The sequence below is a fragment of the Candidatus Poriferisodalis sp. genome (assembly GCF_965208555.1).
Lineage (GTDB): Bacteria > Actinomycetota > Acidimicrobiia > Acidimicrobiales > Poriferisodalaceae > Poriferisodalis.
Genome location: NZ_OZ242342.1, coordinates 2,579,681 through 2,604,990, shown reverse-complemented (window position 1 = coordinate 2,604,990; position 25,310 = coordinate 2,579,681). Strand labels below are relative to the sequence as shown.

General features: G+C 68.1%; 21 protein-coding genes and 1 tRNA gene. 2 read left to right on the top strand and 20 right to left on the bottom strand.

The annotated features are described in order from the left end of the window. Positions 1-69: 69 nt before the first annotated feature. The 17 genes from atpB to argS all read right to left on the bottom strand — a co-directional run bounded on the left by atpB (position 70) and on the right by argS (position 21,939). The gene (gene atpB / locus ACOGXE_RS11995) at positions 70-882 is read right to left on the bottom strand and encodes a F0F1 ATP synthase subunit A (RefSeq protein ID WP_419863933.1); all 813 of its coding nucleotides are present in this window, start codon (positions 880-882) and stop codon (positions 70-72) included. Continuing rightward, positions 879-1,316 carry an ATP synthase subunit I gene (locus ACOGXE_RS11990; RefSeq protein ID WP_419863932.1) on the bottom strand — a complete coding sequence of 146 codons (438 nt, stop codon included), beginning with the start codon at positions 1,314-1,316 and terminating at the stop codon, positions 879-881. Before ACOGXE_RS11990 ends, atpB begins: the two co-directional genes overlap by 4 nt. Beyond that, complete coding sequence (locus ACOGXE_RS11985) at positions 1,313-1,654, bottom strand: hypothetical protein (protein ID WP_419863931.1); 342 nt, start codon at positions 1,652-1,654, stop codon at positions 1,313-1,315. The genes ACOGXE_RS11990 and ACOGXE_RS11985 overlap by 4 nt, the downstream gene beginning before the upstream one ends. Before the next feature lie 9 nt (positions 1,655-1,663). Further along, positions 1,664-2,941 carry a serine hydroxymethyltransferase gene (glyA, locus tag ACOGXE_RS11980; protein WP_419931145.1) on the bottom strand — a complete coding sequence of 426 codons (1,278 nt, stop codon included), beginning with the start codon at positions 2,939-2,941 and terminating at the stop codon, positions 1,664-1,666. An 81-nt stretch (positions 2,942-3,022) separates the two neighbouring features. After that, positions 3,023-3,496 carry a ribose 5-phosphate isomerase B gene (gene rpiB / locus ACOGXE_RS11975; RefSeq protein WP_419931144.1) on the bottom strand — a complete coding sequence of 158 codons (474 nt, stop codon included), beginning with the start codon at positions 3,494-3,496 and terminating at the stop codon, positions 3,023-3,025. A gap of 29 nt (positions 3,497-3,525) precedes the next feature. Then, positions 3,526-5,124 (bottom strand): peptide chain release factor N(5)-glutamine methyltransferase, encoded by a 1,599-nt coding sequence (gene prmC / locus ACOGXE_RS11970; RefSeq protein ID WP_419931143.1) that lies wholly within the window; start codon positions 5,122-5,124, stop codon positions 3,526-3,528. A 29-nt stretch (positions 5,125-5,153) separates the two neighbouring features. Further along, the gene (gene prfA / locus ACOGXE_RS11965) at positions 5,154-6,239 is read right to left on the bottom strand and encodes a peptide chain release factor 1 (protein ID WP_419933517.1); all 1,086 of its coding nucleotides are present in this window, start codon (positions 6,237-6,239) and stop codon (positions 5,154-5,156) included. A 44-nt stretch (positions 6,240-6,283) separates the two neighbouring features. After that, a complete protein-coding gene (locus ACOGXE_RS11960) occupies positions 6,284-7,243 on the bottom strand; it encodes a hypothetical protein (protein WP_419931142.1) in 960 nt (319 codons plus the stop codon). A gap of 50 nt (positions 7,244-7,293) precedes the next feature. Then, a complete protein-coding gene (locus tag ACOGXE_RS11955; RefSeq protein WP_419931141.1) occupies positions 7,294-7,551 on the bottom strand; it encodes a type B 50S ribosomal protein L31 in 258 nt (85 codons plus the stop codon). An 85-nt stretch (positions 7,552-7,636) separates the two neighbouring features. Continuing rightward, positions 7,637-9,199, bottom strand: coding sequence for a hypothetical protein (locus ACOGXE_RS11950; protein WP_419931140.1), 1,563 nt, complete (start codon positions 9,197-9,199; stop codon positions 7,637-7,639). A gap of 65 nt (positions 9,200-9,264) precedes the next feature. Next, on the bottom strand, positions 9,265-10,665 hold the full coding sequence (thrC, locus tag ACOGXE_RS11945) for a threonine synthase (protein WP_419931139.1): 1,401 nt from the start codon (positions 10,663-10,665) through the stop codon (positions 9,265-9,267). Positions 10,666-10,688: 23 nt separating this feature from the next. Further along, positions 10,689-12,029, bottom strand: a complete 1,341-nt coding sequence (locus tag ACOGXE_RS11940) for a homoserine dehydrogenase (RefSeq protein WP_419931138.1) — start codon at positions 12,027-12,029, stop codon at positions 10,689-10,691. Between the two features lie 43 nt (positions 12,030-12,072). Further along, complete coding sequence (locus ACOGXE_RS11935; protein ID WP_419931137.1) at positions 12,073-13,635, bottom strand: glycerol-3-phosphate dehydrogenase/oxidase; 1,563 nt, start codon at positions 13,633-13,635, stop codon at positions 12,073-12,075. Next, entirely contained in the window at positions 13,632-14,897 is a 1,266-nt protein-coding gene (locus ACOGXE_RS11930) for a DegT/DnrJ/EryC1/StrS family aminotransferase (protein ID WP_419931136.1), read from the bottom strand. The genes ACOGXE_RS11935 and ACOGXE_RS11930 overlap by 4 nt, the downstream gene beginning before the upstream one ends. After that, positions 14,894-18,088, bottom strand: a complete 3,195-nt coding sequence (locus tag ACOGXE_RS11925) for a DUF2339 domain-containing protein (protein WP_419931135.1) — start codon at positions 18,086-18,088, stop codon at positions 14,894-14,896. The genes ACOGXE_RS11930 and ACOGXE_RS11925 overlap by 4 nt, the downstream gene beginning before the upstream one ends. 747 nt (positions 18,089-18,835) lie before the next feature. After that, a complete protein-coding gene (lysA, locus tag ACOGXE_RS11920) occupies positions 18,836-20,224 on the bottom strand; it encodes a diaminopimelate decarboxylase (RefSeq protein WP_419931134.1) in 1,389 nt (462 codons plus the stop codon). Between the two features lie 35 nt (positions 20,225-20,259). Continuing rightward, a complete protein-coding gene (argS, locus tag ACOGXE_RS11915; protein WP_419931133.1) occupies positions 20,260-21,939 on the bottom strand; it encodes an arginine--tRNA ligase in 1,680 nt (559 codons plus the stop codon). 155 nt (positions 21,940-22,094) lie between these two features. Between argS and ACOGXE_RS11910 the strand changes: the two genes are divergently transcribed. Beyond that, a tRNA-Arg gene (locus ACOGXE_RS11910) sits at positions 22,095-22,166 on the top strand. Between the two features lie 24 nt (positions 22,167-22,190). Here the strand turns inward: ACOGXE_RS11910 and ACOGXE_RS11905 are convergent. Beyond that, positions 22,191-22,607, bottom strand: a complete 417-nt coding sequence (locus ACOGXE_RS11905; protein ID WP_419931132.1) for a TIGR03668 family PPOX class F420-dependent oxidoreductase — start codon at positions 22,605-22,607, stop codon at positions 22,191-22,193. Between the two features lie 118 nt (positions 22,608-22,725). Between ACOGXE_RS11905 and ACOGXE_RS11900 the strand changes: the two genes are divergently transcribed. Then, positions 22,726-23,910, top strand: a complete 1,185-nt coding sequence (locus tag ACOGXE_RS11900) for a Coenzyme F420 hydrogenase/dehydrogenase, beta subunit C-terminal domain (RefSeq protein WP_419931131.1) — start codon at positions 22,726-22,728, stop codon at positions 23,908-23,910. Positions 23,911-23,931: 21 nt separating this feature from the next. On the opposite strand, the gene ACOGXE_RS11895 is transcribed toward ACOGXE_RS11900, so the two are convergent. Together ACOGXE_RS11895 and ACOGXE_RS11890 are read right to left on the bottom strand one after the other, a co-directional pair. Further along, positions 23,932-24,564 carry a hypothetical protein gene (locus ACOGXE_RS11895; protein ID WP_419931130.1) on the bottom strand — a complete coding sequence of 211 codons (633 nt, stop codon included), beginning with the start codon at positions 24,562-24,564 and terminating at the stop codon, positions 23,932-23,934. Further along, on the bottom strand, positions 24,530-25,270 hold the full coding sequence (locus ACOGXE_RS11890) for a uracil-DNA glycosylase (protein ID WP_419931129.1): 741 nt from the start codon (positions 25,268-25,270) through the stop codon (positions 24,530-24,532). The genes ACOGXE_RS11895 and ACOGXE_RS11890 overlap by 35 nt, the downstream gene beginning before the upstream one ends. Between the last annotated feature and the right edge of the window lie 40 nt (positions 25,271-25,310).

The window sequence follows — 25,310 nt, the reverse complement described above, 5'->3', positions numbered from 1 at the left end:
CGTCTCTCCTGTTGTTCGGGAACTGTTTGTGGGGATCAGTGGTTGGAGCCGCGGCTGCGGCGGCTGGACTTAGTGCTCTGGGTGCAGTGCACCGCCGATGTACACGGCGGTGAGGATGGTGAAGATGAACGCCTGCAGCACCGAGACCAAGATCTCGAAGGCTGTGAGCCCGATCAGCATCAGGAACGGCGCCGGCGTGATGATGACCAGCCAGGTGGGCGTGTCGTCGGTGAGCGCCAGCCAGAACACGGTATGGGACAGCACGGCGAACGTGACCAGCAGCAGGTGGCCGGCGAGCATGTTCGCGAAGAGCCGCACCGCCAGCGAGAACGGCTTGACCACGATCGTCGAGATGAACTCGATCGGCAAGACAATGATCAGCAGGGCCTTGGGGACCCCAGGCGGGATGGTGATGTTCTTCAGGTAGCCGAAGAACCCGTGATTCTTGATGCCGATGGTGTTGTAGATCAGCCACACCAGCACGGCGAGCGTCAGGGGCATGGCCATGCGGGCATTGCCCGGGAAGTGGATGAGGGGGACTATCTCGGTGATGTTCGAGAACAGGATGAAGAAGAACATCGTCAGCAAGAACGGCAGGTAACGCAGGCCATCGGGGCCGATGGTCTGCATGATGATGTTCTCTCGGATGAACTGCACCGAGGTCTCCGCCACGGTCTGGATGCCACGAGGGGCAGTGATGACCTCGGCCTGTGCGTAGCGGCGCTTTGCCATCACGAACATCACCACTGGAGCCACAAAGGCGAAGAGGTAGATGATGCCGACCTTGTTCAGCGCGAACACCGAGTCGTCGAGTCCCGGCAGGATGTTCGGCCACTCCAAGAGGTGCCCAATGTCAGGGAAGGTCAGCGCTAGCAAGTTCACTTCTGCTCCTTGCCGGGACGTTGAAGATCAAGGCCTGGGGCCGCGAGCCGCAGGGAAACATAGCGGATCTCCCACACAAGCAGACCGAGATGGCTCGTGATGATGGTGATCGCGATAGGCACAGGCTCGAAGAAGCTGAGCTGGGCGACGGCGAGCACGACGCCAGCGAGCACCACGAGCCGCGCGACGAAGCCGCCCAGCGTGGCCCCCATGAGCGCGACCGGCGATGTTCGCGCTCCCCACGCCATGAGCGCCGCGGCCGCCGCAAGATTGCCGATCACCAGCAGATAACCGAGAGCCGAGGAGAACGCCCCGCCCATTCCCCAGATGAACCCGCTGGCGACTACCCAGGCGGGAAACACCCACAGGCTTCGCCGCGCCATGTCCAGGGCGATGTCCCATTCCGGGTTGCGTTCGTCGCGTTCGGTGCTCACGCGGATGAGTCGGCGTCAACGTCGAGTGACACTCCCGTCGGCAGCGATGCCGGCTCGTCGAGGTCGCTGTCGCGTTGGATGCCCCGCCGCTCAGATGGCCGGTTCGAGGCCATTTCCTGCTCATGGGCCTGCATTCGCTCGGCGTAGCGGCGCCACTCGACGAAGAGCTTCAAGATGAACACCACCAAACCGATACTGAGCATGAACCACGGTGCGGTGCCCAACCAGTAGTCCAGCCCGAACCCTGCCGCTACGAAGAGGCCGAACGTCAACGCAATCTCGATGGCCTTGGCCAAACCGTCCTCGCTGCCGTCGCTACCGACGGCGCTGCGTGCCATGGGCACAGGCTACGAGCGTCGGCGTTCGTAAGGCGGGTAGGCAGCGCAGAGCTCGGCGACTTCGGCGCGCACTTGGGCCATGACGGCGTCGTCGTCAGGGGTGCGCAGCACTCGTGCGGTGAATTCGGCAATCTTCGCCATCTCGTCCGGCCCCATGCCCTGGGTGGTGACCGACGGCGTTCCCATCCGCAGGCCGCTGGTCACAAAGGGCGAACGGGGGTCATCGGGGATGGCATTGCGGTTCAGCGTGATGCCGGCGGCGTCGAGTGCTTCTTGTGCCACCTTGCCCGTCAGGTCAGCGTCGAAGGTGCGCAGGTCGATCAGCAGCAGGTGGTTGTCGGTGCCGCCCGACACCAGCCGGAAACCGTGCGTGCCGAGCGCATCCGCCAACGCGGCCGCGTTCTCGACGATGCGCGCCTGGTAGGCGGCGAAGGTGGGGCGTGCCGCTTCGGCGAACCCCACCGCCTTGGCCGCAACTGCGTGATCGAGCGGCCCGCCCTGGCTGCCGGGGAACACGGCCGAGTCGATGCGCTTGGCGTAGTCCTGGGTGCACAGGATCGCGCCGCCGCGTGGCCCGCGCATGGTCTTGTGCGTGGTGAACGTGACGATGTCGGCGAACGGGACCGGGTTCGGGTGCACGCCGCCCACGATGAGCCCTGCGATGTGCGCTGCGTCGAACATGAACACCGCGCCGATCTCGTCGCAGATCTCGCGGAACGGCGCCGGGTCGATGCGGCGGGGATATGCCGTGGCACCCGCCACGATCAGCTTGGGCCGGTGTTTACGGGCCAGCTCGGCCATGGCCTCGTAGTCGATGCGTTCGTCGCTGTGCGTCAGGCCGTAGCTGACGAAGTTGTAGAGCTTGCCGCTCGCGTTCACCGGCGACCCGTGGGTGAGGTGACCGCCGTGGTCCAGGCTCATGCCCATCACCGTGTCGCCGATGTCGAGCAGTGCGAGGTACACCGCAGCGTTGGCCTGCGATCCGGAGTGGGGCTGCACGTTCGCGTGCTCGGCGCCGAACAGCGCCTTCACCCGGTCGATGGCGAGCTGCTCGGCGGTGTCGGCATTGGCGTTGCCGCCGTAGTAGCGGCGGCGCGGGTAGCCCTCGCTGTACTTGTTGGTGAGCACGCTGCCCGTCGCTGCCATGACCGCCGGTGAGGCGAAGTTCTCCGAAGCGATGAGCTGGATAGTCGTCATCTGGCGTTCGAGCTCGGCCGACAGCACGGCGTCGATCTCGGGATCGCCGAGCGGTGCCCAGCTCGCCGCTGTTGGGTGCATTCGGGTCATCAGGCTGTGTCTCCTTGCGGTGCCCGTTGGCTGTGTGCGGTATTCGGGAGTGCGCTCTCGGATACGGATACCGAGGCAATCTCAGCGTCGGCCGAGTGCGTCGATCTTGTCCACCCGTCGCTGATGGCGTCCGCCTTCGAACGACGCCGTGAGGTACGCGTCGAGTGCGGCCACGGCCTCACGGTGATCGACGAGGCGGGCGCCGAGACAGATCACGTTGGCGTCGTTGTGCTCGCGGGCCAGCCGGGCCGAAGTCTCGTCGTGCACCGTCGCCGCACGGATGCCGGCCACCTTGCCCGCGGCCATCGCGATGCCGATGCCGCTGCCGCAGACGGCCACGCCCAGGTCTGCGGTGCGGCTCGCCACTGCGTTGCCGACGGCTTCCCCGAAATCGGGGTAGTCGACCGATTCGGGGCCGCTCGTGCCCAGATCGACGACGTCGTAGCCGCCGTCGCGGAGGTGCTGTGCCAAGCGATCTTTCAGCTCCCAGCCGGCATGGTCTGCCGCGAGCGCGATGACGGCTTCGTTCGGGGTAGAGGAACTTCCCTGGGCCACGACGTCAGTCTCGCAGCGGTCGCCGCCGCTCAGGTACCAGATTCAGCGGGAAAATCGGGAAATCCGAGCGAGTCGGCTCCAATCGCTCCCTCGCGCAGCACGACGGGCTGGTCGCCGGTCACATCCACCACCGTCGATGCGACGCCTCCGGGCGCGGCTCCCGCGATCACGGCTCCGGCGACGGGCAGCACCGCGAGGCTCGCTGCAGCGTCGTCAGCTCCGGCCGGGGTCTCGACGCCGTGGCGGTTGGCACTGGTGCCGGTGACCGGTCCTGTCTCATCGATAAGCCAGCGCAGCCAGCCCACCGCCGGCGCCCGCACACCCAGGGTCTCGCGGCCGTGCAGTGGATCCGGCCCGCCCCTGCGCCTGGCTACCAGCGTGAGCCCTCCCGGCCAGTGGCGCTCGGCGAGCGCCCGCGCTCGCGGCGAGAACTCCACCAGTTCGTCGGCCTGGGAGATTCCTGATACCAGGATCGGCATCGGCTCGCTGCGGGGACGATCCTTGGCCTCGCACACACGGGCCACGGCATCGGCGTCCGCGTAGCGGGCCATGATCCCGCACAGCGTGTCGGTGGGTGCCACCACGAAGTGTCCTTCGTGCAGCCGTTCGATGGCCTGACCGATGGCAACGTTGTCGGGCTCAGATCGTGGGCGGGTCGCCACGAGAACCCGGTCACGGCCGGCAAGGTCGGGTTCGATGCGCACGTCTGCGTAGCCACGGGCCTCGGCCAGAGCAACGGCTGCGTATCCCTGTTCTGAACCGATCTCGAGCACGAGGAGGCCGCCGGGCGCGAGCCAGCCGCGGGCCTCACGCACAATCGTGCGCAGCGCGCCGAGCCCGTCGGCCCCCGCGTACAGGGCTTCGTGCGGCTCCCAGTCGCGTACCTCGGCAGGCAAGGCATCGCCGTCGGCGACATAAGGCGGGTTTGCCACAATCACATCGAGTCGCCCGTGCAGTCCCGTCACCGCAGCGGCGATGTTCTGCCCGGCGGTATCGCCCTCACCCTCCGAGACAGCACTTGTCTCGCGGGATTCCGGCGTGGTGCTCGGTCTGACGCCCGCGAGCGCGTCGAGCCAGTTCCCGTGATGCAGCGAGACCCGGGTCGCCGCGTTTCCCAGACCGGCCAGGTTGGCTGCGGCCAGCGCCAGCGCGTCGGCCGATTTGTCGGTGGCGAACACCCGGGCTTGGGGAACCTCGTGCGCAATCGACAAGGCGATGGCGCCGCAGCCGGTGCCGAGATCGGCGACGCTCAGTCCGGCGGGATGACGGTGTCGGGCAGTGCCGTTGAGCCAGTCGATCACGATGCCCGCAACCACCTCCGTCTCGGGACGCGGGATGAGCGCTCTCCGATCAGTCGCCAGGTCGAGTTCGCGAAATGCCCAGCTGCCGAGTACGTACTGCAGCGGCTCGCCCGCGACCCTCCGTGCCGCCATGGCGTCGGCGTGCGCCACCATCCGCACGGTCATCGGCGTCTGCGGCGCAAGCGCGACCTCGGCGGCGCTGGTGCCGCTCGCCTCGGCTGCGATGCGGCGCGCGCTCACCTCGGGATCGGGCACGTTGGCTGCCGCGAACTGCTCGCGCAGCCCCCGGTACAGATCGCCCAGCGTCAGTCCGTCCTTGCTGGCCATGATCGAGCCTGCTGCCGGATCCGGCCGGCTCACCCGCCGCCGTCGGCAACCGCAGCGGCGAGCTGCTCGGCGCGTTCCGCACTCGCGAGGGCGTCGATGATCTCGTCCAACTCGCCGGCGAGCACCCGATCGAGCTTGTAGATCGTGAGCCCGACACGATGGTCGGTGACCCGGTTCTCCTTGAAGTTGTAGGTGCGGATCTTCTCGGATCGGCCGCCGCCGCGGACCTGATCTCGCTTGTGGGCCGCAACCTCGGCAGCGTGAGCCTCCTGCTGCAGTTGCAGGAGCCGGGCTCGCAGCACCCGCATGGCCTTGGCCCGGTTCTGCAGCTGGCTCTTCTCGTCCTGCATCGACACCACGACCCCGGTCGGCTGATGGGTGATGCGCACCGCGGAGTCGGTCGTGTTCACCGACTGGCCGCCGGGTCCCGACGAGCGAAAGGTGTCGACGACGAGGTCGTTGGGATCGACCTCGATGTCGACCTCCTCGGCTTCGGGCAGCACGCTCACCGTCGCCGACGACGTGTGGACGCGGCCCTGCGACTCGGTGACCGGCACGCGTTGCACCCGGTGCGGTCCGCCCTCGTGCTTGAGCAGCCGCCACACATTCGGGCCGCGCACGGCGAAGGTCACGTTCGTGAACCCGCCCATGTCGCTGTCCTGGCTGCCGAGCAGCTCGAGTGACCAGCCGGAGTGCGCCGACGCGTAGGCCCGGTACATCTCGAAGAGATCGCGCGCCCAGATGTTGGCTTCCTCGCCGCCCTCGGCCCCTTGGATCTCCACGATGACATCGCGCTCATCGTTCGGATCGGGCGGCAGCAGCAGAACCTTCAATCGTTCGTCGAGTCCTGCTGCCAGCGCGGTCGCTGCCTCGAGCATCTCCGCGGCCTCGGCGGCGTCGTCGCCGTCGCTGGCGTCGAGGAGATCCTTGGCGGCTTGGGCATCGGCCAGCGCCTGGCGGGCCTCGTGAGCCACGTCGATGATCTCGCCGATGCGCGCTAGCCGCCGACCCAGGTCGGCGAACTGCGAACGGTCGCCGGAGGCAGCCCCCTCGCCCAGCTTCCGTTCGAGCTCGGCCCGCTCGGCTTCGAGCGCGTCGAGCCTCAGAGATTCGATCGCACCCGACACGCGTTCAGGCTAACTGGGGGGTTCTGGCTCCCTCAGGAAGCCTCACTGGGAAGCGTGCGCCATTCGTCGTCGATCTCGATGATCTGGGCGGGATCGACGAGCCTTGCGGCCATTGCTGCGATGACCTCGTGGGCGTCCCGTCGAGGCAGGGCGACGGTCAGCTCGGCATCGGGATCGAGCAACAGCCGGGCGTCTGCGGCGAACGGCACCACGTCGAGGTCGATGCCGACGCACAGCACCACGACGAGGCGACGGCCTTCGGGCGTCAGGCCGTATGCCACCGCCGGCGACGGGTCCTTGGGCCCACCGCGCGCGAGCGGCGGCGAAGCAGCTCGCAGGCGACCGGCGCCCACCAGGTCCGGGCGGCGCATCACCAGCGAGCGCAGCCAGCGAGACGCACCCATCCGGTTGAGCGGATGCGGTGATGCGCCGGGAGCACGGTGTGTGCGCACTGCTTCGGCGACGCGGCGGATGGCCTCGGCGGTGGGTTCGTCGGCGTGCAGGAGTGCGAAAGCCTCCCGATCGTGCGCGCCGACGCCGACCTCGATCTGCCAGGCCGCCGCCGCCGGCACGATGCGAGCCACTTCGAGACCTTCCACCTCACCGGTGATGACTCCGTGCTCGACTGCAATCTCGACGCCGGCGCTGGCGAGCAGCGCCACGAGCTCGGGCACGCGTGGCGGCGCCGGTTCCGTCGGCCGCGGAAGCGGTTCTGCAGACACGGCCGTGTCGCCGTGGATCTGCCACACCGAGGGCGGCTGAGTGAAGCAGGCTGCCCGACGCGCCAGCACGCCGCTGTGATCATCGGCGAAGACATGCACGATGTCGCACCTGCTGCGAATCGCCAGCGCAAGCGCGCCGCCGAGCGCCCGCTCGGGGCGTTCCTGTGCGAGGCACACCACCGCAGGCTCAGCACCTGCGGCCACAGCGAGAGCGCCGTCGTCGGTGCCTGATACCTCTGTCAACTCCACATCGAGCACGGTGCGCGCCAAAGCGCGCAGCTTGGCGGCGTGCAGCGCCCTTATGCGGTCGGCATCAAGTGTCAGCTTCGCCGCTTCCGCTGGCCGTATCGGCGCTCGAAGCGCTCCACGCGGCCGGCCGTGTCGACGATCTTCATCTGGCCGGTGAAGAAAGGATGGCTGGCACTGGACAGCTCGACATTGGCCAGCGGGTAGGTGTTGCCGTCCGTCCATTCGATCGTGTCGCTGGTCTCGATCGTGGACTGCGTCAGGAAAGCAAAGTCGGCACTGGCGTCGCGGAACACGACGGGCCGGTAGTCGGGGTGGATGTCGCTCTTCATCGTGTTCCCTGCATGGAAGGCTTCGGGCAAATCAGCCGCAGGTCAGCCTATGTGGCCGGTATGGCAATCGCATCTGGAGAGTGCTCTAGCGGTGATCCCCGAGGCTGAAGCTGCGGTCGCCGTCGAGGGAGACTCCGCCGGCGTCCAACTCGGCAGTCGCGGGCAGGCCCTCGCTGAGCGCGATCTCGAGATTGGCCGCCTCACGCAGCCGCGCCGTGGCGAGGTCGTCCACCTGGTTGCCCGTTGACGTGCGCGCTGTCGCCACCATGGTGATGGAACCCGCGTCCTCGAGGTTGCGGGCGCCGCCGAAGAATCTCAGCGTGGAGGTGATGGCCGCACCGACGGCGTCTGCGGGCTGATGCCGCCCGTTTCCGCTGGCGGCGTAGGCACGGGCGAGCCGCGTCAAGCCGTCGAAGAGGATGACCACATCGTCGCCCGCTTCCGCCATGCGCTTCGTGCGCTCCAGCGTGAGCTCGGCCACGGCGAGGTGTTCCTCGGGTGGCCGGTCGAATGTCGATGCGAGCACCTCACCAGATGTCTCGAGCCGGCGGGTCATCTCGGTGACGTCCTCGGGCCGTTCGGAGATGAGCAGGACGATCAGGTGGATGTCGGGATGCTGATCGCCGATCGCGGCCGCCATGGAGGCGATCAGCGGGGACGCCGAGCGGCTTCCGCTCGTGGTCAGCAGGCCGCGAGAACCCAATCCGATCGGCGCAAGACGGTCGATGTCTGCGAGCGCTCCATCGCCGTGCTCGCCGGCCAGCGGCAATGCGTCGGTGGGAAGCACCGGCGTGAGATCGTCGAACAGCGCTCGTTCGGGTTGCTCGGGCGGCGGCTCTCCGTTGAGCGTGTCGAGCCGCAGCAGGGCGGGGTTGCGCTCGCTGCGGGCTGCGGGGCGGCTGACGCCGGTGATCCGGTCGCCGCGGCGCAGGTCGTACTGGCGCACCTGCCGCGCTGCGACGTAGACATCGTCGGCCGACGGCAGCGGACCGTTGGTGCGGAGGAAGCCGTAGCCCTCGTCGCGCAGGTCGAGCAAGCCGTCGCAATGCACGGTCTCGCCGACGATCTGCGTGTCGTCGCGCCCTCGACCACGCCGACGGCTGCGGCGGTTGCCTTCCTCGGCCACCGGCACATCGGATGTCGACGCCCCAGAATCGGCGTCGCCGCCGGCCGCTTCTTGGACCTCGGCGCCGTGTTCGGCCGATCCGCTCGGGTCGTTCGGAGCAGCCGCCGGCTCCGCGCCGGCATTGTCGTCGGCAGCAGCACCGGCGTCCGGCGGCCGTGCTGGCGTACGAGTGCGCTTGGTGACTGCCGGAGCCTCCGGCGCAGCTTCGGCTGCAGCGGAGCTCTGGCTCGTTTCCTCGTCAGTGCTCGCGGCACCGTCCGGGCCCAGGATGGCGCTGATGATGGTTCCCTTGCGGGCACGGGGCGCTACCTCGATGCCGAGCGCCGCGGCGATCTGCAGCAGCTCGTCGCGCTCCTTGGATTCGAGCAAAGCACGATCCGGCGTGTCCGACATGGCGACCTCAGAAGCTCTTGCCTTGGAGCGCAACCCAACCGGGCCGCTCAGCGAGTTTGCGTTGCCTGTGCCGGACGCTGCCGCCCGACCCAGCGATCCGGTCCCATGACGCACGGGCGAGCCCTTCACTGAGCACACGCTGCACTGGGGAACCGTCGATCAGCGCCGACGCTACCGCCGCCCGCCCAGCGCCACTACTGCAACCCTGCGGCGGTGACGAAGTCGCGCAGGGTGGCGAGGTCGTTCGGGAGCGCGGTGAGGTGCTCGTCACGATCGGCCAGGGCGGCGAGCGCCGGGGGCAGCTCCGGTTCGATGCCCGTGGCCTCGAACACGGCTTCGCCGAACTTGGCCGGGTGGGCAGTGGACATGATCGCCATGGGCGTGCTCGTGCCGCCGGCGGGGGCATCTCTGCGCGCCACCGTGAGCGCTACCGCGGTATGGGGATCGATGAGCCGACCATCGGACTCGTTCACTGCGGCAATGGTGGTTGATACCTCGTCCTCGCTCGCCGAGCCGGCGTCGAAGCCTGCACGCAATCCCGCCAGCACATCGGGCGACAACGCGAGCGCATCCTCGGTACGAAAGCGGGCCATGTCTGCGGCAAGGGCGGCGCCGCGCCGGCCGCCCAGCTCGAACAGCAGACGCTCGAAGTTGCTGGACACCTGGATGTCCATGGCCGGGCTGGTGGAGGGTCGAACCTCGGCGATGGCCATCTCGCCGGTTCGGTGGGTGCGGGCCAGGATGTCGTTGTGGTTCGTGGCGACCACGAGCCGATCGATCGGCACGCCCATGCGGCGGGCCACGTCGCCTGCGAGCACGTTGCCGAAGTTGCCGGTCGGCACGCAAAACGACACCGCGTTGGCGGGTGCTCCGAGCCTCACCGCCGTCGTCGCGTAGTAGACGGTCTGCGCCGCGACCCGGGCCCAGTTGATGCTGTTCACGGCACCGAGCCTCATCCGTTCGCGGAACGGCCGGTCCGCGAACAGCGCCTTCACCAAGTCCTGGCAGTCGTCAAACGTGCCGTCGATGGCCACGTTCGAGATGTTGGGACTGTCCACCGTGGTCATCTGCCGTCGCTGGATCTCGGTGACCCGGCCGGCGGGGTGCAGCATGACCAATTCGATGCCCGCCCGATCGCGGCATGCCTCGATGGCGGCTGAACCGGTGTCACCTGAGGTAGCACCCACGATGGTCATGAACGTGCCTCGCCGGGCGAGCTCGTGCTCGAACAGACGGCCGAGCAGCTGCAGGGCCACGTCCTTGAACGACAGGGTCGGGCCCCAGTACAGCTCGGTGAGATGGTCGCCAGTCGACAGCTCGCTGGTGGGCACGACATCGGGATGGGCGAAGGTCGAGTAGGCATCTCTGGTCAGCGATGCCAGGTCGTCCACGTGAAGCGACGGCGCAACGAACGGTTCCAGCATCCGCGCCGCCACCTCGTGATACGGCAGGCTCGCGAAGTCGGCCAGGTCGCTTTGGCTGATGGCTGGCAGCTCAGCGGGCACATACAGCCCGCCGTCAGCCGCCAAGCCCTCAAGCAGGACGTCGCCGAAGTCCAGGACCGGGGCATCGCCCCGCGTGCTCACATAACGCATCGTCGAGCCGTCGATCTCGCCGGCTACTCGCCGATCACACGGATCGCGTTGCCGATGCGACGCACGGCGTCGAGCTCGCGCACGTCGCGCAGCGTGGACGCCACGTCGGCCTCGCGAGCCCGGTGGGTGATGAACTCCAGATGAGCGATGTCGTCGGCCGTCCCGCCCCGGGTGGTCTGCTCGACCGAGCGGATCGAGACTCCGTGCTCGCCGAACACCCCGGCCACTGCGGCCAGCACGCCAGGCTTGTCGGTGACATCGAACTGCAGGTGGTAGGCGGTGTAGGTCTCGTCGATGGGCCTCAGGCGCGCCGCGGTCAGCGGACCGAACCCGTCGCACACACCCCGACGCAGGTTCTGCGACACCGTGATGAGATCACCCAGCATGGCGCTGGCCGTCGGGAACCCGCCGGCGCCGCGGCCGTACAGCATCAGGTCTTCGACGGCTTCGCCCTCGAGGAACACGGCGTTGAAGGCGTCGCGCACCGATGCCAGCGGGTGATCATTCGGGACCATCGCCGGATGCACCCGCACGGCGATCTCGCCGTTCTGCCGCTCGGCCACCGCGAGCAGCTTGATGACATGGCCCATCCGGGCGGCGGCTGCGATGTCGCCCTTGCCGATCGCGCTGATGCCCTCTTGATGCACGTCTCCTGCGACAACCTTGGCGCCGAACGCCGTCATGGCCAGGATTGCCGCTTTGGCACCAGCGTCGAATCCCTCCACGTCGGCGGTCGGATCGGCTTCGGCATAGCCCAGCCGCTGCGCCTCGCCCAGCACATCGGCATAGTCGGCGCCGTCCTCGGTCATGCGGGTGAGGATGTAATTGGTGGTGCCGTTCACGATGCCCATCACCCTGGTGATGCGCTCGCCGATGAGCGAGTTGCGCAGCACGCCGATGAGCGGGATCCCGCCGGCTACGGCCGCTTCGAAGGCCAGGTCGACGCCATTGGCGGCCGCCAATGCAAAGAGCTCCTCGCCGACGTTGGCGATCAGCTCCTTGTTGGCGGTCACGACGGGCTTGCCGGCCTGGAGGGCGGCGGTGACCAGATGCCGGGCCGGCTCGATGCCGCCCATCGCCTCGACGACCACGTCCACATCGTCGGCGATCACCAGCGACTCGCTGTCGCGTGTCAGGACACCATCGGGAAGCGCTACCGATCGCTCGGCGCTGAGATTGCGGACGGCGACACGGCTGACTGTGAAGTCGAGGGAGGTGCGTTCCGCGAGGTGGGCGGCATCGCGCTGCAGCAGAGAGACGAGGGCCGCGCCGACGTTGCCGCAGCCCAAGATGCCGACGCGCACGGGTTGCAGCGCCTGCGCATCGGCGGCGAGACGTCCGGGCTCGGATTCGGCTTCAGACACGGCCGAAACGGTACCGCCAGCGCCCGCGTCCCCCCGCAGGGATTTACGCGAACGCCACTTCGGCCGCGAACCGCAGTTGCACCGCTTCGACCTGGGCTTGTCGAGCGTGCGGGCTCCAGCCGAGCAGGACTGCCATCCGGTCCGCGATGACCTCGGCTAGATCCGACCGGTGTCTGGGCAAGAACCAAGCGGCCAGCGTGCGGCGGTAGATCACGTCTTCCAGCGTGGTGGCGGCCTCGACGTCGACCGCCCAATCGACTTCGCCTGTCAGCACCGGGGCGCCCTCGACCAATCTCGCCGCACCCAGGCTCACGACGTCCGATGCGTCAGCGCCGTAGAGCTGATGCAGTCGCTCATCGGAGACGACAGGTTCTGAGGCAGCACCCGGGAGCGGCCGCACGCCCGGACCGGGCCTCAGTTCGCGACCTGCGAGCCTGCCGACGAGATCCACAGCGTCGGCTGCCAACCCCGCGAATCCGGTGAGCTTGCCCCCCGAGATCGACAGCAGCTTCCCGGGACCTATGCGCAGTTCGGCTTCGCGCGACATCCTGATCGACTTGCGGACGCCGCGTACCGGCAGAGTGCGCAGACCGGCCCAGGCGGCCTGCACGTCATCGGGTTTCAGTGGGCTCGTCGTGAAGTACCCATTGAGCGCAGTGAGCAGGTAGTCCACGTCGGACCGGTCGACCGTGGGCCAGACGGCGCGATCGCCGTCATGATCCGTCTCTGTCGTCCCGATGTACACGACATCGCGACGCGGGACGGCAAAGATCCAACGGCGATCCGGTGCCACGCACAGGATCGGATGCTCGATCGGGAGACGGGAGCGGTCCACGACAAGGTGCACGCCCTTGGACACCACGACTTGAGCGGCGGGAGGCTCAGCCTCAAGCAGCGCGAGGCGATCGACCCAGGGTCCGGCGGCGTTGACGACAGTGCTTGCGCGAACTTCGACCTCGCGGCCCGTGAGGGGACAATGCACCACGACTCCGCTCACGACACTCCCCTGACGCAGGAGATTGCGCACCGGCGTTCTGGTCGCCAGCACGGCACCTGATGCGGCTGCCGCTCTCAGCACCGCGAGGACGAGCCGCACGTCATCGGTGAGGAACTCACGGAAGGCAATTGCACGCCCGTAAGCGTCAAGTCGAATCGACGGTTCACGCTGTCCCAGCTGAGCCCTGTCCCAGCTGAGGTGCGCGTCACCGCGGCTGACGCCGCCCAAGCGCTCGTACACCGCAAGTGCGCAGCGGAATCCTTGGGCCTGCAGCCAGTGGCGAGCCGGTGCCACCATCCAGCACGGACGCGCCAGGTGGGGCGCCATGGCGTGAACTGCGTTCCGCTCTCGGGCAGTGCGGCGGACGAAGTCGAATCGCCCTTGGGCGAGATACCGGAGACCGCCGTGAATCAACTTGGACGATCGCGACGACGTGCCGATCCCGAAGTCGTCGGCCTCGCAGAGCGCCACCCGCAGGCCTCTCGCAGCAGCCTCCCGGGCAATCCCGGCTCCGGCGATGCCACCGCCGATCACGACTATGTCAAAGCGAGTGGTCTCGAGTTCGTCGAGCAGCTCAGCGCGGGAGGCGGGGGTGAGCTTGGGCGTCACGCTGACAGTTCGTCTACGCCGGGGGGCGGTGGCCGAGCATCGGGCGGGCTGCCGCCGTCTTGGTGGCCCTGCAGCCGTGCCTCTTCTGAGACCATCGCTGCCAGACGGTCAAGCACTGGGTCGGGCATGGACGGGTCGAACGGCAGATAGACCGCGTGCTCGAATAGGCGGCGCGCCCCCAGCGGCGGAGTCCCGTCGCTCGGATCATCGTGCTCAACGACCGCAAACGCACGTCCCTGAGTGGCATGGAAGCCAGCTTCAGCCAAGCGGTTGACCAATGCCTGCGGATCGGGAGCAAGCACCGGGATCAGCCAGTAGGCGTGCTCAGCAGCGCTGGATGTCGGGACGAGCGCGCCGCCGAGCCCATGAACTACTCGACTGGCCGGGCCGATACGGCGGCGGACAGGCTCATCACCCTCATCAAGGCGATCGCCGAGCGTGCGTACGAGCGGTGCGGACGGCCGGCGCCGGATCCGGTCCAGGAGGTCGGAGCCGCCGAACCCTCGTGTGAGCCGCTGCAGCACCTCGTCGTGGCCAGGTCCAAATGTGTCGAGGATCCGAACGATGAGCCCGAATACTCGAGGTGATGCGAGCGAGTTGAGCAGACCGAACTTCAACAGCCGACGGAGCTGATCCGGCCGGCGCTGCACTGGCATCTCAGCGGCCAGACGTCGCATCTCATCGCGCACTTCGAGGTCACGTACGCGAGCGAGACCTCCGGCTGCGGCCGTGGCGGTCTTGATCGGGCCGAAGCTGAACAGCGCGACGTCGCTGTCGGGATGGCCCCGCCACTGGGGCCCTGCGTAGGCCTCGGCGCAGTCCTCGACGAACAGCGACCCGTTTGCATGTGCCGCCCGCCGCAGAGCATCGGTTGGGGCGCGTGCGCCGAACAGGTGAGTCAGCACCACGGCGCGGGTTCGCTGGTCCATCAGGTCCTCGAGCGCATCGGCACTCGGCTCGCCGCTGACGGGGTCAATGTCGAGTGAGATGACGTGGAGACCGTTCGCGCGGGCGATTGCGGGCATGTCGGCAACGGTGAGGGCAGAGAAGACGATGCGGTCACCCTGTCGCCAGCGCTGGGCGCGGATCCAGAGATCGAAGAGCGAGCGCACGGAAAGCCCGACGACACCGGCTCCATCTGGATCCCACCCCCGTTCCAGCGATGCCGCTCCATCAGTGAGGGCTGGGCGCCCGCATGCCAGCACGGCTCGCAGCCACGCCGACATCGACATGTCGAGTCGCTTGTTGGCCCAGACGGTCACACAGCCGTCCCACTCGAGGATCGGCCGCGCGTTCCCGGATCGTCGTCTGATCTCACAGCCTTGGCCTGCGATGGCGGAACCGGAGCCAGATAGCCGACGATCAGCAGCACGATTCCGACGCCGATGAACGACCCGGCTTTCGGCAGCGCAGCCAGGCTTGCGAGGTCGACCAAGAAGAGCTTGATCACCACGACCCCCATCCACGACGCGCCGACGATCCAGATGCGCCGGTCGGCCGCTCTCACGCCGACGACCATCGCGGCCAATGCCGTCGCAGCCCACAGGATCGACAGCGCTACCTGCAGCTCCGTGGAGTACACGAGCGATCTCAGGTCGAACGGCACGTCTGCCCAATGGTGGACCGTCCGGGCGGCGCTCATCGTGAGCGCTGCCACACCCGCCGCGCTGAGCACAGCAAGCCACGGCGTCGCTGCCAGGCGAAGCAGGCTTCCGATGGCAGGGGTCAAGCTGTCCGAATCAGCAGACAGCTCCGCGACCATCTCGCGCTTCCACCTCAACAGCAAGATGACCGAGGCTGCGGCGAAGATGTCGACGGGGTTGAGTATCGGCAGGAACTGCAGCGGATCGACGTTGCCGGGGTGGTTGACCACAGCAATACCCGCACCCGCAGCGGCGGCCCAAACAACCGGTGTGATGCCATACAGCAGGCAGTCACGCCAACCATCGCCCACAATCCATGACGCGACCGGGCGGGCACGCAACGACACCCACAGCCACAGCAGCAGCGCGGCCGCGGACCCGTAGAGCGGCCACTCCCCTGCGGCAGTCCGGGCCAGCTGGCCGTAGACCTCGGCGGCCAGGAACACGCTCAGAACGCCATATAGGCCGCCGTAGAGACCAATCGCCTCGAGCTTGTCGCCGCCGGTTCGCAGGAACACCACGAACGCACCGATCATGAGGGGCCATGCTGTCCAGCCCCAGTCGGCTGACGGGTAGTCCTTGCTGGCTATGGCGATGACCAGTGCCACGCCGAGCGTCGGCAGAATCAGCACGCGAGCCCACTCGAGCGCCGCCCACCTCAACTTCCGGCCGGCAACCACGATCGCCGACAGCGTGCCGACCACGAGCAGAGACAGCGCCCACAGCCGATAGTCATCGGTCACCACCCAGAGCTGCGTCGCTGCTGCGAAGAGCCACCAGCCGACACCCCACAGCAGCGACAGCCACATCATCGGTACTCGCGCATTGCTGAGTGCCGATGAGGACCGGAAGACCATCACAGCGCTCGCGATGCCACCGGCGGCCAGCAGGACGCCAACGCCGAAATACTGATTCAGGATCGGGGTCGCCTCTTCCCACATGCCCGGCACCGACGAGTGATCCACGCTGTCCTCGGCCAATCCGAAGCCCAACATCCCACCAGCGGCCAGTTGCAGCAACCCGCCGATGCTGACGCCCAACGTCGACCGGTGCCGCGTGGCGAGCCACACCAGCACCGCGCCCTCGACGGTCCACATCGCCGACACGGCGAACGGACCAGCCCGTACCCACATCTCGGCCGACTCGGCGAACAGGAACCAGCCGGCCCCCATGGCCAGCGCCGAGTACATGACTGCATGCCAGGCATCGTCGCGAGAGGCCACCAAGCGGGAAATCGCAGCGGCGCTGAAACACCCGCACGCCGCCAATAGGACGGTGACAGCGAAGTACTGATTGAGCACAGCCGGCGTGTTCTCCCAGAACCCGAACGAGTCGGGAGACAGCTCCGCAGCGTCCTGTGCCAACTCGAGGAGTGCTGCGGTGCCCGCTGCCGCCTGCATGGTGATGCCGACAACCGCTACCGGCATCAAGCGGCGCCGTGACGCCACCCACACCAGCACCGTCCCCTGCACTGCCCACAGCCCGGCAGCGGCCAACAGCCCGAGTCTCAGCCAGACCGCAGCGGTCTCCGCAAACAGGATCCAGCCGGCGCCCCAGGCCAGTGCGGCGACCCACAGCCGGGAACCCCACGCCTCGAAATGCGCTGAGCGGCGAAGCGATTCCGAGCTGGTCAACCCGCAGGCCGCCATCACAATCGCACCGAGTGCATACGCATTGAGCACGGGCGTGGCCTCGGCCCAGAACCCGAACACCGCCCCGGTGGCCCAGTCCATGGAGTCGAGGGAGATCCGCACCGCGTAGGCGATGGCAGCTGCGATCTGCAGCACCGCTCCGCCCAGCAATGCCAGCCGTGAGCCCCATCGCGAACTGGCCCACACCAGCACCGCTCCCTGTACCGCCCAGATCGCCGAGGTGGCCGATGCGCCGAGGAACAGCGGGACAGCGGTCGCGCAGAACACCACGGCGAGTGCGGCATAGGCGAGTTCGAACTGCGTGCCGGTGGATCGCAGGCGGCGAGAGAGCTGATGCAGCGCCGCATATGCCACGGCCAGCACTGCGCAGCTGATCGCCACGCCGTATCGCAGGTGGCCGACCAGCGCCGCCTGCATCGCCAGCCCTGCGAACGGGGTGCAGAACACCAGGGGCGTGATCCACATGTTCTCGAACCCGATGGGCTCAGCGCGCCCCGATGGCACAGGCGGCCATGCCAGCGGCACGAGTGCGTAGAGCAGGACGAAGTAGGCGACGAAGGGCTGCAGCTGCAGCCAGTCGCCGTGGTCCTGCCGGGCGAACAGCCAGAGCCCAGCCACGACGAACGTGGAGAGATAGCCCGACACCATCAGCAGCGGCCATGCCTTGAGCCGGCCGACGGTCACCACCGCGACGCCCAGCACGGCGTAGGCACTGAAGACAGCCAGATGATCCCGGGGCCACTCGAACGCCAGCAGGGGCGCGGAGTAGCCGCCGATGAGCCCCAGCATCGCCAGCGTCAGCGAGTTCTGGATCATGGCGAGCGTGCCGGCTGACGCGGTGATCAGCACCACCGCGACGAGTGCCAGCAGCGGGGGCAACAGGTCGTACAGCGCGTATGAGGCGAGCGTCACCAGGTACAGCACGGCGATGCCGCCGCCTTGCAGGCTGAGGCCGTAGATCGGCCGTCGCGCTCGCTGATGCCAGCCGAATCCCAGCATGGCGAGGCCGAACACGGTCGCCGCTGCGAGGCGCATTTCGATCGTGAAGTCCACCCAACCCCGGACCGCTGCTTCCCGCACGAGGAATCCCAGCCCGATCAGCGAGACGATGATCCCGATCTTTACGGGCGAGTTGCCGGTCAGCAGCCACGTGCGCACTCGGCCGATCCCGACAGATACCCAGTCGGGCGGCCCAGAACTCGTTGCTGGCCGAGGCGCCCGCTGCGTTCGTGTAGCGGGCACCGACGGCCGGGGCGCTGACGTCGGACCCGGTGCAGGAGCCGGGCGCTGTACGCGCCGCGTCGGCAGGGTCGGAGACTGGGCTGGTACCGGGCGCGACGCCGAGGTGGGGTGGTGTGCCGGCGCTGGACCGGGTGCAGGTGCAGGGCGCGGCCTCCGGCCGGGGGCGCTCGGTGGTCTCGCCGGTGTTGGATCGGATTCGGGTGGTTCGGGCGACGGTGCGGACTCAGCCTCGGACGAGTCGGACGGCAGTTCGGGATCGGGCGCGGACTCCGGCTTGGGCTCACGGTCGAGTATCGGCGAACGGTTCGGGTCGGATTCGGGTCCCGGTTCTCGCTCGGTCGCGGACCCAGGCCGAGTCGTCCCAAGAGCTTCTTGCATCGTCTCTGATTCCGCGGATGCAGGGTCACGTTGGCGAAGGGCATCGACGGCCCGCTCGAGCGAGTCCAGGCGTGAGCGCATCTCGCGAGACCGGATGTCTCGTCCGACGAGATAGCCGAGGGCGGCACCGACGGGGAGGCCCGCCGGTCCAGCGGCCAAGCCGATCAGGGCACCGAAGACGGCGAATACCGCAGGGAGCATGTGGCAGGCCCTCGCCAACTCAAGACATGAACAAGTTCACTATGAGCGTTCAAGCAGCACCATACGGCACCCCGGCAGCCGAGGTCAGTCGATGTCGAGGGCAAGCATGTCGTCGACGGTCTCGCGCCGGACGACGAGCCGGGCTTCGCCATCGGCCACGAACACGACAGCCGGACGGCCGATGCGGTTGTAGGGCGCGCCCATCGAATAGCCGTAGGCCCCGGTCACCGGCGTGGCGACGAGGTCGCCGACCGCGAGTCCTGCAGGCACCGGGGCAGACCGAACGATCACGTCACCCGATTCGCAGTGCTTGCCCACCAGACGCACCCGATCGGGACGGGGCTCGCCGGCACGGGCGGGCATGAACGCCGTGTAATCGCTGCCGTAGAGCATCGGGCGCGGGTTGTCGCCGTAGCCGCCGTCGACGGCCGCGTAGGTCCGGACGCCCGATACCTCCTTGAGGGCTCCCACGGTGTAGAGCGTCACTGCGGCAGCGGCGGCGATGGCCCTCCCCGGTTCCGCGACGAGCCGTGCCTCGAGGCCGTGCCGCCGCGCGAAAGCGGCCCAGCTGGTCGACAAGGCGTCTCCCCACTCGGCGATCGTGGGCGCCCGCTCCGATTCGACATACGCCACGCCGAGCCCGCCGCCCATCGACAATTCTTCGAGACGGCCAGCCGCCGGCCCCGAGTCGCCGAACAGCGGCGCCGCGAACTCGGCCACGATGTCCAGCGCCCTGGCCAAGCTTTCGGTGCGGAACACCTGGCTGCCGATATGACAGTGGATGCCGACCAGCTCCACAGACGACATCGCTGCTGCGCGCTCGACTGCGGCGACCGCCACGCCCTGCCCGATGCCGAAGCCGAACTTGGAGTCGGCCTGCCCGGTGGAGATGTACTCGTGCGTCTCCGCCCGCACGCCAGGCGTCACGCGCAACAGAACTCGCGGCACCTTGCCGTCGACGCGGTGCAGGTCGTCGAGGCGATCCAGTTCTTCGAACGAATCGACGACCATGCGGCCCACGCCTGCATCCCGGGCCATCGCCAGCTCGTCCGCCGATTTGTTGTTGCCGTGCAGGACAACGCGCTCGGCGATCTCGTGAACACGGTCGCTGTTGAAAGCTCGCAGCACCGTCTCCAGTTCGCCGCCGCTGGACACGTCGATGTCCATGCCTTCGGAGATCGCCAAGCGCGCCATCGCCGCACACAGGAACGCCTTGGCGGCGTAGGCCGCTCCGCCCTCGAACGCCGCTACTGCCTCCCGGCAGCGTGCGCGCAGATGCGCCTCGTCATAGACGAACAGCGGCGTGCCGAACTCGGACGCCAAGTCGACGAGGTCGCAGCCGCCGATGCGAAGGTGCCCCTGATCGGAGACCTCGGAGGTGTCGGGCAGCAAGCGCGAAGGAATCGGTCCGCTTGGGTCATCGGCGTTCGCCCCGGTGCCGGAGGGTGCCGCCTCGGGCGCTTCAGCGTTCATGACTGCATCCTCGATTCACCGGTTCCTCGACGCACTCACATTGCCTCCGGCGCGTCCACGCCGAGCAGGTCGAGGCCGATCGCCAAGCCGATGCGCGTGCCCTCGGTCAGGCACAATCGGGCGTCACGCACCTCCGGCGGATTGTCGCTGTGCAGGATCGGGCAGTCGTGGTAGAAGCCGTGGAATGCGGCAGCAAGGTCGCGTACCCACGTCGTCACCTTGTGGGGCGCTCGCTCACGCAGCGCTATCTCGACCACCGACGGCAGCACTTCGAGTGCGCGCAGCAGCGCTACTTCTCGCTCACCGACCAGCGGTCCCAGATCGGTGCCCGCAGGCGGCACGGGTTCGATCCCAGTCGATTCGGCGCGCCGGGCGACCGAGGCAATCCGGGCGTGCGCGTACTGGACGTAGAAGACGGGATTCTCTGCCGCTTGGGCCGATAGCAGGTCGATGTCGATGGTCTGGCGCGAGTCGATCGACTGCAGCAGGAAGGCGAAGCGCGCCACGTCGGGGCCCACCGCGTCGATGAGCTCACGCACCTCGACCATGGTGCCCGTGCGCTTGGACAGCTCGATGACCTGGCCGTCGCGCATGAGCGTCACGTTCTGGCCGACGATGGCCTCATAGGACCCCGCCGGGTGCCCCAGCATCTGCATCGCCGCCGCGATGCGCGGCACGTACCCATGGTGATCCGCGCCGAGCACGTCAATGACGAGGTCGATGTCGCGGCCGCCGCGGCTGAACTTCTGGTGGTGGTACGCAATGTCGGGCAGGAAGTACGTGGGCTCGCCGTCGCTGCGTCGCAGCACTCGATCCTTCGTGTCCTCGAACCTGCTGGTTGCCAGCCATTCGGCGCCGTCGGCGGCGTAGGTCCAGCCCGCATCGCTCAGCCGCGCCAGGACATCGTCCATAGCGCCTGAAGCCATCAGCTTGTTCTCGCTCTGCCAGTGGTCGAAGCCGACATTCATTGCCTCGAGCGCTTCGCTGACGTCACGCAAGGCGCGGTCGCGTCCCCAGGACGCCGCGTAAGCCGAGCCGCCGAGTGCTTCGAGCGCCGCCGCGCGATCGACTTCGCCCGGAGCCGCGCCAGCGCTCAACTCCGCCGCCAGCTCGGTTGCCCACTCGGCGACGTACTCGCCGTGATAGCCGTCGTCGGGCACGGGCCGGTCGTCGAGTCGGGCTGCCAGAGAACGCCCGAAGAGCTCCATCTGCGTGCCGCGGTCATTGACGTAGTACTCGGTGACGGTCTCATAGCCGCAACGGAGGAAGATTCGGGCGAGGCTGTCGCCGAAGGCCCCCCAGCGGCCGCCGCCTGCGTGCAGCGGTCCGGTGGGATTGGCCGACACGAACTCGAGGTTGACGGTCTGTCCGGCACCGAGGTCGTGGCGCGCATAGGCATCGACGCCGAGGCGCAGCACCGCTGTGAGCACTTCGTGCAGCCAGGTCGGCGACAGGTGCAGGTTCACGAAACCGGGCCCCGCTACCTCGGTTCGTTCGAGATGCGGCAATCCGGCGCCGTCGAGCTCTGCGGCGAGTCGCTCAGCCAGTTCGCGGGGCGCCATCTGAGCACTCTTGGCGTTGACCAGCGCTGCGTTCGTGGACCAGTCGCCGTGGTCGGCACGAGCCGGGCGTTCGAGGCCCAGACGCGACGGGTCAGCGTCGACGCCAAGGCGCGTCAACGCCTGTGAGATAGCACCAGCCAGCGCTGCTTCCATCACTACGGCTCCATCACCGAGGCGAACCTATCCCTGCCGGGTGCCGAACCCCGTGACAATTGTGCGCAGGCGCTCCGAGACCGGGGTCGTGCCGCCTCTTGGTCGGTAGCTTGACCGGTCATCGGGTCCGGGAATCGAACTGAGCCGGACCTTCAGCCCTCGTAGCTCAGGGGATAGAGCAGTGGCCTCCGGAGCCATGTGCGCAGGTTCGAATCCTGCCGAGGGCGCTGCGCCGGCAGCGCTGTGCGTGTTCAGCCCGTCGCGGACCAGCCGGTCAATTCGGTGCGCTGGATGACGATGGCGGCGCCGACCGGCGGCTCGGCGGCGTACTGCGGGTAGCGCTTGCACAACAGCTCGATGGCATTTCGGTGCTGGGCGCCTTCGGTGTGCACAACGGCCCGGCCCCGCAGGCGCACCCACCACAAGCGCTCCCAATTCTCGTCGTCGTAATGCTCGATCAGCATCGTGACCTCGGGAAAGCGCCGGACGTTGTCGAGCCGCTTGAGATCCATAGTGGTCTTGGGCTTGTGGTCGACGGCGGTCACCACAACGTCGTCCTCGAACGCATACGTGCACGGCACCAGGTCGACGCGTCCGTCGGACCGGATTGTCGCGAGGGTCGCCACCCGTCCCTCCGACAGCATCTCCAGCAGTTCGGCCTCGGTCACGGCGGGCCACCCTAGAGCCCTGAGCAGCGGATTCAGCGTCCTGCGGGCCCAGACCGACTGTGCTGCCCTGCAACGTCGTCGCTGTTCGTCGCCGGAGCGCCTGCCGTAGTCTGGCGACATGGCAATGACCGGGGAAACGACTGAAGCGCCCCCAGCAGCGAACGGCGCGCCCCAGCGCTGGACCTTCCAGTGGAAGGAGCTGTACGACGAGGTCATCACCACCGGGCTGTGCACCGGCTGCGCGGGCTGCGTGATCTCGTGCCCGCACGACGTCATCGGCTACGAGCACGTCCAGGGCGGCTTCACACCATTCCATCTCGAAGAGGAGCTGGGGCTCGACGACTGCGGCCACGGCCAGAAGGGCTGCACCAGCTGCACCCGTGCGTGCCCCCGCTTTCGCACCTGGGAGGACGAGGCCGACGACTTCATGTTCGGGCGCCACCGCACCGCGGATGAGCCGTCGGGCGTGTTCAAGGACATCATCCTGACCAGGGCCTCTGACGACTTCGTCCACGAGATCGGCCAGGACGGAGGGCTGGTCTCGGCCATCCTCATCTGGGCGCTCGACCATGGCTACATCGACGCTGCGCTGACGTCCTATGTCGGCGAGGGCGAGGGCAACCAGTGGACCGCCTCGCCGGGCGTGGCCTTCAACCGCGACGACGTGCTGCGCGGTGCGGGCAGCCGCTACACCTACTCGGCCAACACGCTCGCCTACGACGAAGCGATGGAGGCCGGAGCACAGAAGATCGCGCTGGTCGGCATGAGCTGCCAGAGCTCGATCGTGCCCGTCGCCAAGTCGCGCAAGGTGGGCAAGGTCGGCAACCGGTTCGTGCTGAACATCGGCCTGCTGTGCTCGAAGTCGTTCGACGAGGCGATCTTCGAGGAGCTGTTCGAGCAGAAGTACGGGCTCGACCGCCACCGCATCCGCAAGACCAACATCAAAGGCGTCTTCCAGATCTGGACCCACGACGGCGGCTACTACGAGATCAACCTCAAGGAATGCCACGCCTGGACCCGCGAGGGCTGCAACCACTGCCCCGACTTCGCCGCCGAGCACGCCGACATCTCCACCGGCGGCATCGGCAAGTACAACGACTGGACCCTCACCATCGTCCGCACCGACATCGGGCGCGAGATCATCATGAAGATGCTCGCCGACGGATCGCTGATCGGGCGGCCCGGCGACGAAGATCCGGGCGCCATCGCGCTCATGCACAAGCTCAGCGAGAAGTCGCGTGTCCGCTGGCCCAAGTTCGCATGGGAGAAGCCGGCGCTGCTGCCCGAGCCCACCAAGAAATAGCTGCTCGCGGCCTCGGCGCCGTCAGAGGCAGAGGTTCATGAAGTCGACGATGCCGGGCTGAGCTTCGTTGCTGGCGAGGAAGTCGTTCAACCGATGGGCCGGCACCACCTCCTGAGCCCGGGCCAGCGAACAGGCACACAGGCTCCTCAATCGGTCGGAACCGGCCGAGCACGCATCCAGGTACGTCTGCTGCCGTGCGGCTGACCATGCGGGCGGCGGCGCAGCCTCACGGCAGTCCACCAATGCGGCGGCCAGCTCAGGAGAGAACTCCAGGGCACCCGACATGCGGTCCTCGAACACCTCGAGATCAATGGCGGTGAGGCTGCCCTCCATGCGGTCGGCGGCACAATGGCAGGGACCCACGAGACCGGCGTCTGCCACGCACGCGTCCATGAAGGCCACGAGCGGTTCGATCGCGAGCAGTCCGGGTGCTCCGGTGCCGGGCACGGTCGGCGGTGCGAGCGTGCCCGGATTGCCCAGCGACCCGTCGGCATCCGTCACATGCTGATCGCCGGTCGGCTCCACTTCGATCACGGTGGCTGAGCACGCGAGCATCCCCGCCGATGCCAGCACCGCGGCGACCAGGCATGCAGCCCGCCTCAGCAGGGACTGACTCGTTTCAGGCAGGCGGGAGGTTCGCCAGCCGGCGTGCATTGCGGAGGACCGTATCGGCCATGTCGGCGGTGAGGCGGCCAGTGAAGGTGTTCTGCTGGCTGGGGTGGAAGGAGCACACGATGCGGGAGATGCCGCCCAATGCCGGGGCTCCAGCCGAACTGCTGACGGGTGGCACGTCGGCGATGGCGCCGTGCCCGAAGCGGGGCCGCGGCCGCACGCCGCCGATCGTGCACAGCACGCCGTAGGCGAACCCTCCCAAGGCAACCGCGACGCGAGCGTTCGCCAGCAGCGCCAGCTCGCGTTCGAGAAACGGCCGGCAGCTGTCCCGCTCGACAGGAGTGGGCTTGTTGGCCGGCGGCGCGCATCGGACTGCCGCCGTGATGTACGCATCGCGCAGCGCAAGGCCGTCGCCGGCGCGCACCGAAGTCGGCTGATTGGCAAAGCCGCAGCGATGCAGGGCGGCGTAGAGGAAGTCGCCCGAGCGGTCGCCGGTGAACATGCGGCCCGTGCGGTTTGCGCCGTGCGCGGCCGGCGCGAGGCCCACCAAAACCACCGCTGCGGCGGGGTCGCCGAAGCCGGGCACGCCCCGGCCCCAGTAGTCCTCGTCGGCGAACGCAGCCCGCTTGTCGGCGGCAGTCTGCTCACGCCATGCCACCAGCCGGTCGCAGCGCCGGCACGCTGCCACCTCGGTGTTCAGCGAGTGCAGTGCCACGGCATCGGGGGTCGGACTCGGGGGGCCGCTCACCCTGCGAGTGTGCCAGTCGGCGCTGCTGCCGGCCAAGTAG